14 protein-coding genes are annotated in these 14,980 nt (G+C 43.8%); 9 read left to right on the top strand and 5 right to left on the bottom strand.

Translation table 11 applies throughout. The features are described from left to right. Position 1 precedes the first annotated feature (1 nt). Positions 2-955 (top strand): ribose ABC transporter permease RbsC, encoded by a 954-nt coding sequence (gene rbsC, locus MHI60_RS09725; RefSeq protein WP_095409738.1) that lies wholly within the window; start codon positions 2-4, stop codon positions 953-955. A gap of 13 nt (positions 956-968) precedes the next feature. Beyond that, a complete protein-coding gene (gene rbsB / locus MHI60_RS09720) occupies positions 969-1,886 on the top strand; it encodes a ribose ABC transporter substrate-binding protein RbsB (protein ID WP_024423679.1) in 918 nt (305 codons plus the stop codon). 37 nt (positions 1,887-1,923) lie between these two features. On the opposite strand, the gene MHI60_RS09715 is transcribed toward rbsB, so the two are convergent. Then, on the bottom strand, positions 1,924-2,526 hold the full coding sequence (locus tag MHI60_RS09715; protein WP_186437296.1) for a flavin reductase family protein: 603 nt from the start codon (positions 2,524-2,526) through the stop codon (positions 1,924-1,926). A gap of 74 nt (positions 2,527-2,600) precedes the next feature. Continuing rightward, a complete protein-coding gene (gene alsR / locus MHI60_RS09710; RefSeq protein ID WP_048237608.1) occupies positions 2,601-3,488 on the bottom strand; it encodes an acetoin biosynthesis transcriptional regulator AlsR in 888 nt (295 codons plus the stop codon). Between the two features lie 150 nt (positions 3,489-3,638). Here alsR and alsS point away from each other — a divergent pair, with 150 nt between their 5' ends. From alsS to MHI60_RS09685, 5 genes are all read left to right on the top strand, one after another. Further along, positions 3,639-5,339: an acetolactate synthase AlsS gene (gene alsS, locus MHI60_RS09705; protein WP_144483752.1), complete on the top strand. Its 1,701-nt coding sequence runs from the start codon at positions 3,639-3,641 to the stop codon at positions 5,337-5,339. Positions 5,340-5,374: 35 nt separating this feature from the next. Further along, positions 5,375-6,145: an acetolactate decarboxylase gene (gene budA, locus MHI60_RS09700; RefSeq protein WP_111290651.1), complete on the top strand. Its 771-nt coding sequence runs from the start codon at positions 5,375-5,377 to the stop codon at positions 6,143-6,145. Between the two features lie 152 nt (positions 6,146-6,297). Continuing rightward, on the top strand, positions 6,298-6,774 hold the full coding sequence (locus tag MHI60_RS09695; RefSeq protein ID WP_024426311.1) for an Lrp/AsnC family transcriptional regulator: 477 nt from the start codon (positions 6,298-6,300) through the stop codon (positions 6,772-6,774). Positions 6,775-6,820: 46 nt separating this feature from the next. Continuing rightward, positions 6,821-7,372, top strand: coding sequence for a chromate transporter (locus MHI60_RS09690; RefSeq protein ID WP_051170135.1), 552 nt, complete (start codon positions 6,821-6,823; stop codon positions 7,370-7,372). Next, positions 7,372-7,908 (top strand): chromate transporter, encoded by a 537-nt coding sequence (locus MHI60_RS09685; RefSeq protein WP_144484303.1) that lies wholly within the window; start codon positions 7,372-7,374, stop codon positions 7,906-7,908. Before MHI60_RS09690 ends, MHI60_RS09685 begins: the two co-directional genes overlap by 1 nt. A gap of 33 nt (positions 7,909-7,941) precedes the next feature. On the opposite strand, the gene MHI60_RS09680 is transcribed toward MHI60_RS09685, so the two are convergent. Next, a complete protein-coding gene (locus MHI60_RS09680; protein ID WP_144483755.1) occupies positions 7,942-9,261 on the bottom strand; it encodes a UDP-glucose/GDP-mannose dehydrogenase family protein in 1,320 nt (439 codons plus the stop codon). 116 nt (positions 9,262-9,377) lie between these two features. Further along, the gene (locus MHI60_RS09675; RefSeq protein WP_003214884.1) at positions 9,378-9,521 is read right to left on the bottom strand and encodes a hypothetical protein; all 144 of its coding nucleotides are present in this window, start codon (positions 9,519-9,521) and stop codon (positions 9,378-9,380) included. A gap of 186 nt (positions 9,522-9,707) precedes the next feature. Here MHI60_RS09675 and MHI60_RS09670 point away from each other — a divergent pair, with 186 nt between their 5' ends. Both MHI60_RS09670 and MHI60_RS09665 read left to right on the top strand, forming a co-directional pair. Continuing rightward, a complete protein-coding gene (locus MHI60_RS09670; protein ID WP_144483758.1) occupies positions 9,708-11,315 on the top strand; it encodes an SWIM zinc finger family protein in 1,608 nt (535 codons plus the stop codon). After that, positions 11,302-14,079, top strand: a complete 2,778-nt coding sequence (locus MHI60_RS09665; protein WP_144483761.1) for a DEAD/DEAH box helicase — start codon at positions 11,302-11,304, stop codon at positions 14,077-14,079. The genes MHI60_RS09670 and MHI60_RS09665 overlap by 14 nt, the downstream gene beginning before the upstream one ends. Before the next feature lie 70 nt (positions 14,080-14,149). Here MHI60_RS09665 and MHI60_RS09660 read toward each other — a convergent pair whose 3' ends face one another. After that, a complete protein-coding gene (locus MHI60_RS09660) occupies positions 14,150-14,938 on the bottom strand; it encodes an STAS domain-containing protein (protein WP_048237614.1) in 789 nt (262 codons plus the stop codon). Between the last annotated feature and the right edge of the window lie 42 nt (positions 14,939-14,980).

Here is a 14,980-nt window from a genome sequence, read left to right as displayed (position 1 = left end):
CATGAAACCACTTACTTCAAATGGACGATTTGACCACATCATGCAAAAGCTTGGGCCATTCTTAGGACTCATCATCCTTGCCGCCATTGTTTCTATTTTAAATCCGGCCTTTTTAGAGCCATTAAACATCTTAAACTTACTGAGACAAATCTCCATTAATGCCCTCATTGCTTTTGGGATGACATTTGTTATTTTAACTGGAGGCATTGATTTATCTGTCGGTGCCATTCTCGCACTATCCAGTGCCTTGACTGCCGGCTTTATCGTGTCTGGCATGGACCCGATTTTAGCCATTATCGTCGGCTGTATCATCGGTGCCGTTCTTGGGATGATCAACGGTCTTTTAATTACAAAAGGAAAAATGGCTCCTTTTATCGCAACGCTTGCCACGATGACGATTTTCAGAGGTTTGACACTCGTTTATACAGACGGAAACCCGATTACTGGGCTTGGTTCTAACTATGCCTTTCAGTTATTCGGCCGCGGATATTTCTTAGGCATTCCTGTTCCAGCGATCACGATGCTTCTCACCTTTATCGTACTATGGGTACTGCTTCATAAAACGCCTTTCGGCAGAAGAACATATGCCATCGGCGGGAATGAAAAAGCGGCTCTCATCTCAGGCATCAAAGTACCGCGCGTGAAAATTATGATCTATTCATTAGCAGGCTTCATGTCTGCCTTAGCAGGTGCGATCTTAACATCTCGTCTGAATTCTGCACAGCCAACAGCTGGTACGTCCTATGAGCTTGATGCCATTGCTGCCGTGGTACTTGGCGGGACAAGCCTGTCCGGCGGAAGAGGACGAATTGTCGGTACACTCATCGGGGTGCTCATTATCGGTGTCCTGAACAATGGTATGAACTTACTTGGTGTTTCATCATTCTATCAATCTGTTGTGAAAGGGATTGTCATCTTGATTGCAGTCCTGCTAGACAGAAAGAAATCTGCTTAAGGAGGCAGCCGCTATGAAAAAATATCTGATTCTCATCCTGACTCTCTCATTGTTCATGCTTTCTGCCTGCTCACTTGAACCGCCGGAGTGGGCCAAGTCATCTAAGGATGGCAAGAAAAAAGACATCAAAATTGGGCTGTCGATCTCGACGTTAAATAACCCATTCTTCGTTTCTCTGAAAAACGGTGTGACAAAAGAAGCGAAAAAGCTTGGCATTGAAGTCGTGATTGCAGATGCACAAAATGATTCAGCTAAACAAACAAGTGATGTTGAAGACCTTATTCAGCAAGGCGTCGACGCATTGCTCATCAACCCAGCGGATTCATCTGCCATATCAACCGCTGTCGAATCAGCAAACGCTTCAGATATACCTGTCATCACATTAGACCGCTCAGCCGAAAGTGGAAAGGTAGAAGCACTTGTCGCCTCAGATAACGTCAAAGGCGGAGAAATGGCAGCTAAATTTATCATTGACAAGGTTGGCAAAGGAGCAAAAGTCGCTGAATTAGAAGGCGTACCAGGCGCTTCCGCTACACGTGAGCGTGGAAAAGGATTCCATCAAATAGCGGATAAAGATCTAAAAGTGACAGCAAAACAAGCAGCTGACTTCGACCGGACAAAAGGACTGAATGTCATGGAAAATCTCCTTCAAGGAAACCCTGACATCAAAGCCGTTTTTGCCCACAATGATGAAATGGCTCTTGGCGCACTAGAAGCGATTCAAAGTTCTGGGAAAGACATTCTTGTCGTTGGCTTTGACGGAAACGAAGATGCACTCAGCTCAATCAAAGCAGGAAAGCTCTCTGCAACAGTCGCGCAGCAGCCTGAGCTGATCGGTCAACTGGCAGTCGGCGCTGCAAACGACGTATTAAAAGGGAAAAAAGTACAAAAGAACATCGCAGCTCCACTCAAACTAGAACAGAAGAAATAAACAGAAAACCCCCGATTTCCCTTGGGGGTTTTTCCTATTACTGTGGTCTTTTCAGCACAAATGGCGTGCCTAAATGGGCATAATCATTACCTGCTAGGCGTGCGACTGGCTTCAGTTCATTAGTAGAAACATATCCTTTTTCTGCATCATAAACAGCCTCATCTAAATGTGCACATACAACCCGGCCAATGATATGATCGACCGTGATCTCCCCTTCATCATTTTGAAAAGTGAGATGCTTTTCCAGCTGACATTCAAATCGAATACGTGCTTCCTTGATCCCCGGCACTGAAATGACATGACTTTCTACTTGATGAAGACCGGTTCGTTCCAGCTCACTCTCTTCCCGCGGCAGCGTAGCAGCTGTTTCATTAATATCTTCTATGATGGCTTCATCACTCACATGAACAACAAACTGTTCCCTATCGATGATATGCTGCGCAGTATCTTTCATCTGACCTTCACGTCGTCCGATAGAAACCGCAATAAGCGGCGGGTGTCCGCTGATGACATTAAAGAAACTAAATGGTGCTGCATTGACGACATTTTCTTTAGATAGACTTGTAATAAACGCAATCGGTCTTGGAACGATAGATCCAGATAATAATTTATATGCCTCTTTTCGTGACAGCTGATCCATTAGCAATGTAATCAATTCAGGTACGCCTCCTTTTAATGTAACGACATCATACCATAACCCTTTCTCTATACCTCTTATTCCAGCTCGGTGCGATGCAGGATATGGTGGACCAGATGAAATAAAGCAGGATTATGATTTTCACGTCTATAGGAAATCGTCCATTCCGCCAGAAGCTGTTCATCCTCAATGGACCGATAGACAACATCCAGATTAAATAAACGCCGGGCTGATTTTGGAATCACTGCAATACCGATCCCTGCTGTGACAAGGCCAATGATCATTTGATATTCCGCCGCTTCCTGCACAATATTTGGAGAAAACCCGTACTTTTCACATAGCAGAACAAAGTGCTGATAGAGGGACGGCCACGATTCCTGTGATAAAGAAATAATCGGTTCATGACGGATATCTTCAATTGTGACCGTCTCTTGTTGAGCCAACCGATGATTTTTTGGAATCGCAAAAATACATTCACTCTGCTTCATCAAACGACTGACTAGCTCTTCATGCGGCGATGTAGGATGTAAAAAACCGATATCAATCTCACCATTTAACAGTGCCTCTAGCTGCTGCGGAACAGAAAGCTGCTGCAACTCGATACTGACAGAGGGATACAGCTCCCTGAATTCACGTACAACGGGCGGCAGAATATCATACGTCGCCGTTCCAACAAAACCTATGATGATTTTCCCCAGCTCTCCTCTTGCTGTGTGACGGGCATGATCAACGGCTTTATCAAGCTGTTGCAGCACTCCCCGAATCTCATGTAAAAAGACCTTTCCAGCTGCTGTTAACTCCACCACCCGCTTCGACCGGTGAAATAAAGGAAAACCCAATTCTTCTTCAAACTGCTTTATTTGCTGACTAAGTGGAGGCTGTGTCATATTCAACCGTGCGGCTGCTCTGCCAAAATGCAGCTCCTCCGCTACTGTGACAAAATACTGCAAATGTCTCAGTTCCATCCTTTCACTCCTCACACACTTATTCGTGAAACATATTAAAACCACGTTAAACATATATTGGAAAATTCATTTTATGAAATGTATAGTAAATCATATCATGAAAATATATTTTCATAAAAAATTTTACTTGCCGAAAGGAGTGCGGGGTAAATGAAATCTCAAGCACAACCCCTAACAAGACGAGGAGCAGAGTTGATTGTCGATACGCTGATTGCTCAAGGTGTGACCCATGTTTTTGCGATTCCAGGTGCAAAAATTGACGCTGTATTTGATGTATTAAAAGACAGAGGTCCAGAGCTTGTCCTATGCAGACACGAACAAAATGCAGCCTTTATGGCAGCTGCTGTCGGACGTTTAACCGGCAAACCAGGTGTTTGTCTCGTCACATCAGGTCCTGGTGCATCTAATTTAGCAACAGGTCTATTAACAGCCAATACAGAAGGTGATCCCGTTGTCGCAATCGCTGGAAACGTCATTCGTGCAGATCGGCTAAAACGAACTCACCAATCACTCGACAATGCGGCATTATTCAAACCAGTCACAAAATACAGCGTTGAAGTACAAGACGTAAACAATATACCAGAAGCATTAACAAATGCTTTTCGAGCGGCACAAAAAGGGCAGGCTGGAGCAGCATTTATCAGCTTTCCACAAGATGTCGTGACAGAACACACCACACAAACACCAGTGTCTGCTCACCCTTCTCCAGAATTAGGTCCTGCACCAGATGCTCTCATCAGTTCGGCTATCGCCAAAATTCAAAATGCACACTTACCTATTGCGATTGTGGGAATGAAAGCTAGTCGTCCAGCTGCTGCAAATGCCACAAGAGCATTATTAAAAACACTTGGTATCCCATTTGTTGAAACGTACCAAGGAGCCGGCGTTCTCTCAAGAGAGCTCGAGTCTCAATATGTAGGCAGAATCGGCTTATTCCGTAATCAGCCGGGTGACCTTCTCATTGAACAAGCAGATGTTCTTTTGACCATTGGCTTTGATCCAATCGAATATGATCCGAAGCTTTGGAATCTTCAGCCGCAGCAGCGTCAGATCATCCATGTAGATGACATGCAGGCAGATATTGACCATTTTTATGAGCCAGCGCTTGAGCTTGTAGGCAATATTTCTGAAACCGCCAAACATCTAGCGCATGACAGTGTTCCCCTTTCTCTAAGCAAAGAGAACATAGAATTAGTCACTGAATTACAGGAGCTATTAAGCGACATCGAAAAGACACCAGAAAGAGAAAGTCATCGATCTCACCCGCTGGATGTCATTCATACATTGAGACGTCTGATTCCTGATGACACGAAGGTCACGTGTGATATCGGATCTCACGCGATTTGGATGTCCCGTCACTTCCGCGTCTATGAACCGAACTCCTTCCTGGTGAGTAACGGCATGCAAACATTAGGCGTCGCATTACCATGGGCAATTGCGGCTTCTATAATGAATCCAGATGAAAAGATTATCTCGGTCTCAGGTGATGGTGGTTTTCTCTTCTCCGCAATGGAGCTAGAAACAGCAGTGCGGAAGAAAACAAACCTCGTTCACCTTGTTTGGAACGACAGCACATACGACATGGTCGCGTTCCAGCAGGAAATGAAATATGACCGCACATCCTGCGTTGAATTTGGGCAGATCGATTTAGTGAAATATGCGGAAAGCTTTGGAGCGACTGGACTAAGGGTCAACTCACCTGAGGAGCTTTCAACCGTCCTTCAAAAGGGTATAAACATAGAAGGACCCGTGATTATTGATATTCCGATTGACTATCAAGACAACCCTGACCTCGCCAGTCAAAAATGGCCAGAAGTCTTTCGCAAAAAACACGCAATGAACGTCAGATAAGACTTTGATACATTACATTAAAGGAGTGAGCGGATATGGGTATGATGCACCCAATGAATCAACAGAATGACACAAGACAGCATGGCAAACAGCAAGAGGTCTATCAAGTATCGACAATGACCTCCCTGCTGGAAGCCGTATACGATGGGGATTTCTCCCTCGCACATATTCCTGAACACGGTGATTTCGGCATCGGTACATTCAATCAATTAGATGGAGAGCTGATTGGCTTTGACGGCGCATTCTACCGGCTGCGCTCGGATGGAACAGCCACACCTGTCACCGATCAAGATTATTCACCATTCTGCTCTTTAGCATTCTTTGAAACAGATATCGTTCATCGAATTGATGCACCTATGACATCCAAAGAGCTGGAAGAAGAAATTGACCGCATTTTGCCAAGTAAAAATATCTTTTATGCGGTCCGCATTGATGGATCATTCAAAAAGGTTCAAACACGTACGGTTGAAAAACAGGAAAAACCTTACGTTCCGATGGTAGAAGCAGTTAAGTCACAGCCTATTTTCGACTTCGAGGATATTCAAGGTACGATCGCAGGTTTCCGTACACCGCAATACGCACACGGTATTGCGGTGAGTGGATATCATCTTCATTTCATTGATGAAGATCGAAGTGTTGGCGGACACGTATTTGATTACACCGTTGATCAAGTCACCATCCGCATTTCTCAAAAACGCCATATGAATTTACACCTGCCAAATACGCAGGAATTCTTCCAAGCAGACATTGATCGTGCTGATCTTGCACAGCAAATTGCCAGTGCAGAAAGCAGCCCGGATCAATAAATGAAGACACCCCGATGATTCCGGGGTGTTTTTTTATGCATAAAGATGATTTCTTACACGAAATGTTTTCGTTTCGATAGTAAATGATAAATCATCCATTCTATTCGCAATAAAATATGATAGAATATCAACAGAAGAAAGGTGGTTATACGGTGTCAAAAGACTATAGCATTCCAAACCTAACATTAGACGAAAGAGATAAACAAATTTTATCCCTATTACACGAGGACGGGCGCATGTCTTATACAGATCTCGGCAAACAGGTCGGTCTGTCACGTGTTGCCGTACAAGCCCGCATTCAGCAGCTCATTGAAGCAGGAGTCATTGAACGATTCACCGCTGTAATTAACCCCGCGAAGGTCGGCATTCATGTCTCTGTCTTCTTTAATGTAGAGGTAGAGCCGAAATTTTTAGAAGCGGTTGCCCTTCAGCTTGAAAAGGAAACAGCTGTCACAAGTCTTTATCACATGACAGGACCAAGTAAGCTGCATATGCATGGCATTTTTCAACATGAACAGGAAATGGAGACATTCCTGACAAAAAAGCTATACCCGCTAGAAGGCGTTGTCAGTGTGGACTGCCAAATGCTCATTAAACGATACAAAAGCCGCATGGGCATGAAATTGTAGACAGGAGTTGAACCACTTGCAATCATATATCGAACTCATTATCGCTATGGTACGAACCGGTATTCTCGGTTTTGGCGGAGGCCCTTCTGTGATACCGCTTATTCGCCATGAAGCGGTGGTGAAATACCAATGGATCAACGATGACGAATTCGGAGAAACACTCGCCATCGCCAATGCATTACCAGGCCCAATCGCAACGAAAATGTCAGCATACCTCGGCTATCGATTAAAGGGCGTATCTGGTGCAATTGTCGCCACAGCTGCTCATATTTTACCAACATGTCTCGCCATGGTAGCCCTTGTCACACTTGTCAGCGTCTTAAGCTCCTCACAAATCATTCAAAATATGATTGGCGCTGTGACACCTGTCATTGCTGTTCTGCTCGGGATCATGGCATATGAGTTTGGACAAAAAGCGCTGAAAGGCTTCGGCATGATCTTCGGAATCGCTCTATTCCTTCTTGCCTTTATTGGGCTGCAGGTGCTATCCATTCATCCAGGAATTATTGTCATGATCTTTTTACTTTATGGCGCCTTTCATTTTAAATTGAAAAATCGCTGGAATCGGCCAAATAAAGAGAAAGGAGTGTCTTCATGATGCTGATTCTCTTTTTATTCTGGGCATTCTTTTTATCCAATCTATTAGGATATGGCGGTGGCCCCGCATCCATCCCACTCAATTATGAAGAAATCGTCAATCATTTTCATTGGATGACGAACGAAGGATTCTCCAATATGCTGGCTTTAGCCAATGCACTGCCGGGGCCAATTGCTACGAAGATTGCAGCATATGTCGGCTATGACGTCATGGGCTGGCCAGGCTTTATCGTGGCACTGCTTGCAACTGTCCTGCCGTCTGCTGTTGGGCTGATTTTATTGCTCAAGCTGATTGACCGCTTTCGTCAATCTCCCGTCGTAAAAGGCATGACCTTATCCGTTCAGCCTGTTATTGCGATGATGATGCTTTTATTAACATGGGAAATCGGCGGAGATGCAGTGAAAGCCATCGGCTGGACGCAATCGCTCACCATTGCCGCGATCTCCTTTTTCTTCATGACCAAATTCAAGCTGCACCCTGCTTTTCTGATTGTGGCTGCATTTTTATATGGCGGATTCATTCTGCCGCATTCATAAAAACCGATAACATTCACTGTTATCGGTTTTCTTTTACATATAAATTGGAGAAACCGGCCTGCGCCCAATCGAATGATACTCGACCCCTGCTTGTTCTGCCGCTTCAAGTGTATGACAGTTTCGCCCATCGAAAATAAGCGGCCGCTTCATCCATTTCTTATAGGACGCAAGTGGAAACGACTGAATATCCGCCCACTCTGTTAATAGACAGACCGCATCGGCATCCTTGATCGCTTCTTCAATCGTCTGAGCAAATAAGACTTGATCCGGCAGCTCGCGAGCTGCACGCCGGGCAGCAACAGGATCATATGCCACTAGCTTCGCACCTAATTGATGGAGCTCATGAGCGATCGGAATAGACGGTGCCTCCCTCATATCGTCTGTATTCGGTTTAAAGGACAGACCAAGAAGCGCAATTCGCTTCCCTCCAAGAGCTGCCCCCAGCCGCTCCTGAATATTGCGGATAAAACCTGCCCGCTGCTCATTATTTACTTTGATGACAGCCTTTAACAGCTCAAAATCATGGGACACATGCCCTGCAATTTGGACAAGTGCATTTGTATCCTTTGGAAAACAAGAACCTCCATAGCCGATGCCCGCTCTTAGAAAGGAAGAACCGATCCGCTGATCAAGCCCCATTCCCTGCGCCACCCATTCAACATCAGCACCTGTTTTTTCACAAATGGAAGCAATCTCATTCATAAAGCTGATTTTTGTCGCAAGAAACGCATTTGATGCATACTTGATCATTTCAGCACTTTTACGGTCTGTTTTCACCAATGGAAGGTGGAAATCAGCATACATCTCCTCCAGCTGATCTAATACGGCTTTTGTTTCAGCCCCAATCACAAGCCGATCCGCCCGCAATGTATCTGAAATGGCAGAGCCTTCCCGTAAAAATTCTGGGTTAGATGCAATCGCTAGTGGCTCCTTCCGTCCTAATTCTTGATGGATCAACTGATCGATTTGATCTCCCGTTCCGACAGGCACTGTACTTTTCACCACAAGAATCGCACCTGACTTTGCTTTTAAGCCCATCTCTTTCGCAGCCTGAAACACATACTGTAAATCAGCTTGGCCATCTGCCTGCTGCGGGGTGCCGACCGCAATCATTAACACATCAGCCCGCGGGTAGGCTTCCGCTCCATTTATGTGAAAATGAATTCGTCCCTTCTCAAGGTTGCGTTTCAATAGCTCTTTTAACCCGGGCTCATACATTGGGGGAGTTCCCTGTTTCAGCTGCATGACCTTTCGGCGGTCAATATCAATACACGAGACATCATGTCCTGCCTCCGCTAAACACACACCTGTCACAAGCCCCACATACCCACAGCCTGCAATCGCAATATTCATGACACCATCAGCTCCCCATACTCCTTATGCTTGTAATGACATCGTATGCCGGGAGCTTTCATTCCATTCTTAAAAGCATACAAAAACCCCCTGCCATCACTAGCAGGGGGTTACTTTTATGAAACAAGACCATTTCGAATATGAGCAATCAGATTTTCAAGCATTTCTTTTGTTGTGACATCATTTGAATTTTCACCAATATCATGAGCGTACATCAAAATCTTTAAAAATTCTTCTTGATTTAAACCCTTATTATCCATGTCTGTATCCTTTCGAATCCACTAATTTCATTATTATATGCTGTAAGGTTGGTTTATGCAATACTCTAATACATCATTCGACAGCTTTTGAAATTTATGACCATTTTCATGAAAAACTTTTTTATAAATCCCCATTGAGCTATAATAAAAGAATTGGAATCTTTTACTTGGTTAGGAGCGGATCAAATGCTTCAGCACAACATCAATGAAGAAGAAATCAAACAAACTGCCGAACAGATTAAAGAACTTCTTCCTGCAACAGATGAAAACAAACAACTCATCAAAAAAGCATTGATTACTTATAGACAGGACAGCGTATATCGGCTCAAGCAAGAGTCTGATACCGAATGGTCAGCTTATGTACATGACGTCGTGGCAGCAAAAGTCCACCTTCATGTGCTGTTTCCTGTGAGAAGCAGCTGCTCATGTCCAGCAGATGGACTTTGCAAACACATTCTTGCTGTCTTCTTTTCGCTATACGCTCAAGTAGAGAGTGTGACCGGATTTACAGAAAATTGGTCAGAAAAGGATGAATTACAGCGCAGCAAAGAACTGATTCGCCAGCACTTCCAAGTGAAGCGCCCAGACGAACAATCCCTCCAAAGCTGGCTGACTTTTTTCCAAGAGGAATTTAACCTCTGGCTGAAACGGACAACGAAGCACCAGCAAACACCGCAGCATTTGTATTACGGCTATTTATCGATCCTAAAAAAACATGCACCTGCTTCACCTGAATTCAAGAGCTTGTATGCGATTCATACGTCTATCGATGTATGGCTTAGGCTTCATGAACTCATCGACCTCGGCCGGCTTGATGCCGAAAAAGACTTTTATTCCATGAATCCATATGTGGAACAGCTCATGAACACCATTTTCGATTCAGTGGATCATTTGAAGACATACGCCCTTTCCTTTTCCCTCGATCCGTTTCTTGAAAACACACCAACCGCCGTTCGCACACTTCTTCAAATCAATGGACCTTTCCAGCATGAACGAGTAGCGGTCTTTATGGAGATTTGGGGCACCATATTAAATAGAGGGAAATGGGTCAAAAAAGAAACAGAATTACTAAAGAATGCCCAGAAGAAAGAACAAACGGTTGAACGTACCATCGGGCTGATGCACATGGATTATTTACTGAAAGAAGACGACAGCCTCTTTCAGCAATTACAGCTGCTCAATGCTGATATGCTGCCAAATGTGCTCAATTGGCTGAAGGATCTCACCAACCGAAAGGACTGGAAGCGGCTTAAGCTCTGGTATCATGAAATCACCTATATATTAGAGGAATATTGCCAGCTCGACATTTCCTACAGAGAACTGCGGGGAGCCGTCAGTGATTTCTTCTTTTATTTAGATGCATACTTTAAGCAGACGAAGGATCATCATTTATATGAACGTTATCTTCAAATCTGTATGCCCTATGCGTTTACAGAATACAGTCAGCTATTGTATGCACAGCAGCGTTATGCGGAATGGATTGAGATTCACAGCCTTGTTGGTTTCTCCATTAGTGAACTGGAGAAGGATCTCATCAAACAGATTGCAAAAGAGGAGCCGGAAGCCCTCATTCCATCGTACCACCGTGAAATCTCACTGCTTCTCGATCAAAAGAATCGAAGTGCTTATCGAGAGTCTGTGAAAATGCTGAAGAAACTGCGCACGCTTTATCATAAAACGAAAAAAACCGCGATCTGGGAAAGGTATGTAAAGCAGCTGCAAGATTCAACAAAACGGCTGCGTGCGTTCCAAGAGGAAATGAAGAAAGGAAAATTGATTGATGACACGCCATAAACAAATTGTCATTCATGCAGAACAAACAGAAGATTTCTCTTTCACCATTTCAGCGCAAGCAGAGGACGGACACCCTGTTCCGCTTAATGAAATGAAGAGGCAGCTTTTCCAATGGCACGAATCTTCTTTCTACGGAACATTTTTAGAAGATGTCAGCTTTATTGGCACTCCTGCCTTCCTGTTAAGCCCTTGGATGACCGTTGAATTGCTAGGAAAAAATTCATTTAATACGTTTAGTCATGTGACATTAACGGATGAAACGGAACCACTGATGAAGACAGCCTCGACCATTTACGAATTCATCGAGGACGAAGATTTCGTTCCCGATTACGAGGCGTGGACAAAAGGCGAGCTTCGATTTAAAGATAAAGAAGGCCTATTAGATGGCTATACGGCTGATTGGTTCTCCTTTGCTGTACAGGATTACATTCAATATAATGATGCCTTGCAGCACAAATGGAACCGCATGACAGCACAATCGCCTGCGCTCTCATCCTTCCAAGGACATTTTTTAGATGAGCAGGATTTCCTGGAGACGATTGGCTGGATTGATGACGAGACGCCGTTCACTGTCGGCTTGCGCTTAAATGAGCCGGATTTTGACGGAGATGAATGGAAAATCGAATTGTTTTTGCGTGATAAGAAAAACAGCGACCTTCACTTTTTTGAAGGCATTCGTTCATTGAAAAGGTCTTGGCATCCGTATCAAGATAAAATTTCAAGAGAGATGGAACGATTCAGTCAAATTGTGCCTTGGCTTTCTTTCACATCCGGCACCACACTCATGTCAGAAGAAGAAGCGTGGCTCTTCCTATCTGAAGCAAGTGAAACACTTGTCAATATGGGCATTGAGATTCTGCTCCCATCATGGTGGCAAATTGTTAAAGACAGCACGATGATGTTAAAAGCAAGGATTTCTTCTACACCGCGAGGCGAATCGCATGTCGGAATGGAAGCATTAATGGACTTTAATTGGCGTTTTGCTACAAACGGCATTGAACTGACAGAAGATGAGTTCAACGAGCTTGTCCAAAGCAAACGACGGCTTGTTAATATTCGAGGACAATGGATCAAAATAGACCCTACCTTCATCCAGCAAATGAAAAAGTGGATGGAGCGTGCCGAAAATGAAGGACTTCACATGTCGGATATTTTGGCACGCGAACTGGCAGATCAAGAAGCATCCTCTGAATCGATTCCAGAGCTATTGGACAGTTCAGCATTTGCCCATATTCAATTTGAACTTTCATCGCAATTAAGAGGGCTTGTCCACCAATTAAATGATACGCACGAGCTGCCTTCCTACGAAATGAGTGAGTCCTTTAAAGGCACACTGCGTCCGTATCAGCAGCATGGTGTGAACTGGCTTTTATTTTTAAGATCTCATGGATTTGGGGCTTGTTTAGCAGATGATATGGGCCTTGGAAAAACGATTCAAATGATCGCGTATTTCACGTATTTGAAGGAGCAGGAGCAAAATGCCGCTCCGTCTCTCATCATTGCGCCGACCTCTGTTTTAGGAAACTGGCAGCGAGAGCTCGAAACATTCGCACCACATTTGAATGTTGCCCTGCATTACGGCCCAGCACGTCCACAGGGAGAGAACTTCACAAAAGCATACGAATCAACAGATATTGTCCTGACGTCTTACGGACTCTCACATTCTGATCGTGATGAATTAACGGCAGCAAAGTGGAATACCATTTGCTTAGACGAAGCCCAAAACATCAAGAACGCCCATACGAAACAATCGAGAGCGATTAGACAGCTCAAGGGACAGCATCACATTGCCCTCAGCGGGACTCCAATGGAAAACCGTTTGACAGAGCTTTGGTCCATATTCGACTTCGTTAACAAAGGATATCTCGGCAGCCTGACCAGCTTCCATAAAAAGTTCGTCCTTCCGATTGAAAAAGACCGTGAAGAAAAAAGAATTGAACAGCTGCAGCAGCTGATCAAGCCATTTTTATTAAGACGAACAAAACAAGATGAAGAGGTCGCCCTAAACCTGCCTGAGAAACTCGAAGAAAAAGAATTCATTCCGCTATCTGCTGAGCAGGCATCTTTATATGAACAGCTCGTGAAGGATACATTTGAACACATGGCATCATTAACAGGGATGCAGCGAAAAGCCATTATTTTAAGTATGCTTGGCAGACTCAAACAGATTTGCGATCACCCTGCGCTCTATTTAAAAGAGAGTGGAACAGATGTGAAACTGCTGAAACGTTCATTAAAAATGGATAAACTCGCAGAGCTGTTAAAAGCGATACATGAGCAAGGAGAAAGCTGCCTCATCTTTACGCAGTATATCGAAATGGGCAACATGATCAAGCAGCTGGCAGAAAAGATGTTTGGAGAACCGGTCCAATTTTTAAATGGCAGCCTCTCAAAACAAGAGCGGGACAAAATGGTGGACCGCTTCCAGAAGAAAGAATTCAACATCTTAATTCTCTCTTTAAAGGCAGGAGGAACAGGACTCAATCTAACCGCCGCAAATCATGTCATTCACTACGATAGATGGTGGAACCCTGCTGTAGAGAATCAAGCGACAGACCGAGCTTATCGGATAGGACAAAAACGATTTGTTCACGTTCATAAGATGATCACAACGGGCACCATCGAGGAAAAAATTGATCAAATGCTCGAAACAAAACAAACATTAAATGATCAAATTATCCAAAGCGAAAGCTGGATTACAGAGCTATCGACAAACGAACTAGAAGATTTATTTACCTTAAGTGCCGCCGCTCAATCATCTTAATCACAGCAAAAAGAGGACTTTTCTCAAGCTTAATGAAAAGTCCTCTTTTTTCATTTCATATAAACGTATGCTAAATGTTTAATTTTTTCAATGCAGATTTCACATTCATATACGTATTTAATTCACGGAAGTCCTCTCTCATTTCTCCCATTTTCATTGCAAGATTCGGTTTAATTCCTGTCACAATCAGCTCAGTACCCGTCATTAAAATCAAATCGTTCAGCTTAAAGATCGCATCTGCCACAAATGAATCCACTTCTAATAATCCGGACAGATCAACAATAAAATAATCATCCTTGGATTGAGAGATATAGGTGGAGACCGTTGAAATGATCTTATCAAATCTTGGCGCTGTTAACGTACCAATGATCGGTAACACAGAGATACCATCTTTCACCGGAACGATGGGGACAGAAATATTCAGCACTTCATCAATTGATTGCTCAAGAAGCTCCTGCTGTTCTTTCTCTTTCGTGACATCCTTTTGCAGACCAACGAAATAAAGACGTTTTCCTTCATTTTCATCAATCCAAAGAGGAGCGACACTTAACTCGTTCCAAAACATTTGTCCAGATTTTTTATAATTTTTCAGCTGAACAGTGACAGCCTCTTTGTTCTCAATGGCTGTTCTAATTTGTTTGAGAGCGATTTGCTCAGTTTCATCTCCTTGAAGGAAACGACAATTCTTCCCCAATACTTCGGGTTCTTGATAGCCTGTCATATCTAAAAAGCCCTTGTTCACATATATTAAAGGATTATCAGGTAAAGACGGGTCCGTCACCGTCAGGCCAACCTGAGTATAGTCCAAGGCTTCCTTGATTAAATGCAGATTTTCGGACTTATAAGATTCCAGCGCCATTCGTTTACTCTCCTTAATTTCCTTACAAGCGGGTTTTATTCA

It is taken from the genome of Bacillus sp. FSL K6-3200, from assembly GCF_038630485.1.
GTDB classification, from domain to species: Bacteria; Bacillota; Bacilli; order Bacillales; family Bacillaceae; genus Bacillus; species Bacillus safensis.
The sequence above is the reverse complement of the archived record's forward strand: the minus strand, read 5'-3'. Positions and strand labels throughout refer to the sequence as shown.

Bases quoted from the DNA above. Each gene is read 5' to 3' on its own strand.
- MHI60_RS09715 (WP_186437296.1), bottom strand. From the start codon at position 2,526: ATGGATCAGCTGTCACGAAAAGAGGCATATAAATTATTATCTGGATCT.
- MHI60_RS09685 (WP_144484303.1), top strand. From the start codon at position 7,372: ATGCTGATTCTCTTTTTATTCTGGGCATTCTTTTTATCCAATCTATTA.
- MHI60_RS09660 (WP_048237614.1), bottom strand. From the start codon at position 14,938: ATGGCGCTGGAATCTTATAAGTCCGAAAATCTGCATTTAATCAAGGAA.
- rbsB (WP_024423679.1), top strand. From the start codon at position 969: ATGAAAAAATATCTGATTCTCATCCTGACTCTCTCATTGTTCATGCTT.
- MHI60_RS09665 (WP_144483761.1), top strand. From the start codon at position 11,302: ATGACACGCCATAAACAAATTGTCATTCATGCAGAACAAACAGAAGAT.
- MHI60_RS09670 (WP_144483758.1), top strand. From the start codon at position 9,708: ATGCTTCAGCACAACATCAATGAAGAAGAAATCAAACAAACTGCCGAA.
- alsS (WP_144483752.1), top strand. From the start codon at position 3,639: ATGAAATCTCAAGCACAACCCCTAACAAGACGAGGAGCAGAGTTGATT.
- budA (WP_111290651.1), top strand. From the start codon at position 5,375: ATGGGTATGATGCACCCAATGAATCAACAGAATGACACAAGACAGCAT.
- MHI60_RS09690 (WP_051170135.1), top strand. From the start codon at position 6,821: ATGGTACGAACCGGTATTCTCGGTTTTGGCGGAGGCCCTTCTGTGATA.
- rbsC (WP_095409738.1), top strand. From the start codon at position 2: ATGAAACCACTTACTTCAAATGGACGATTTGACCACATCATGCAAAAG.
- alsR (WP_048237608.1), bottom strand. From the start codon at position 3,488: ATGGAACTGAGACATTTGCAGTATTTTGTCACAGTAGCGGAGGAGCTG.
- MHI60_RS09680 (WP_144483755.1), bottom strand. From the start codon at position 9,261: ATGAATATTGCGATTGCAGGCTGTGGGTATGTGGGGCTTGTGACAGGT.
- MHI60_RS09675 (WP_003214884.1), bottom strand. From the start codon at position 9,521: ATGGATAATAAGGGTTTAAATCAAGAAGAATTTTTAAAGATTTTGATG.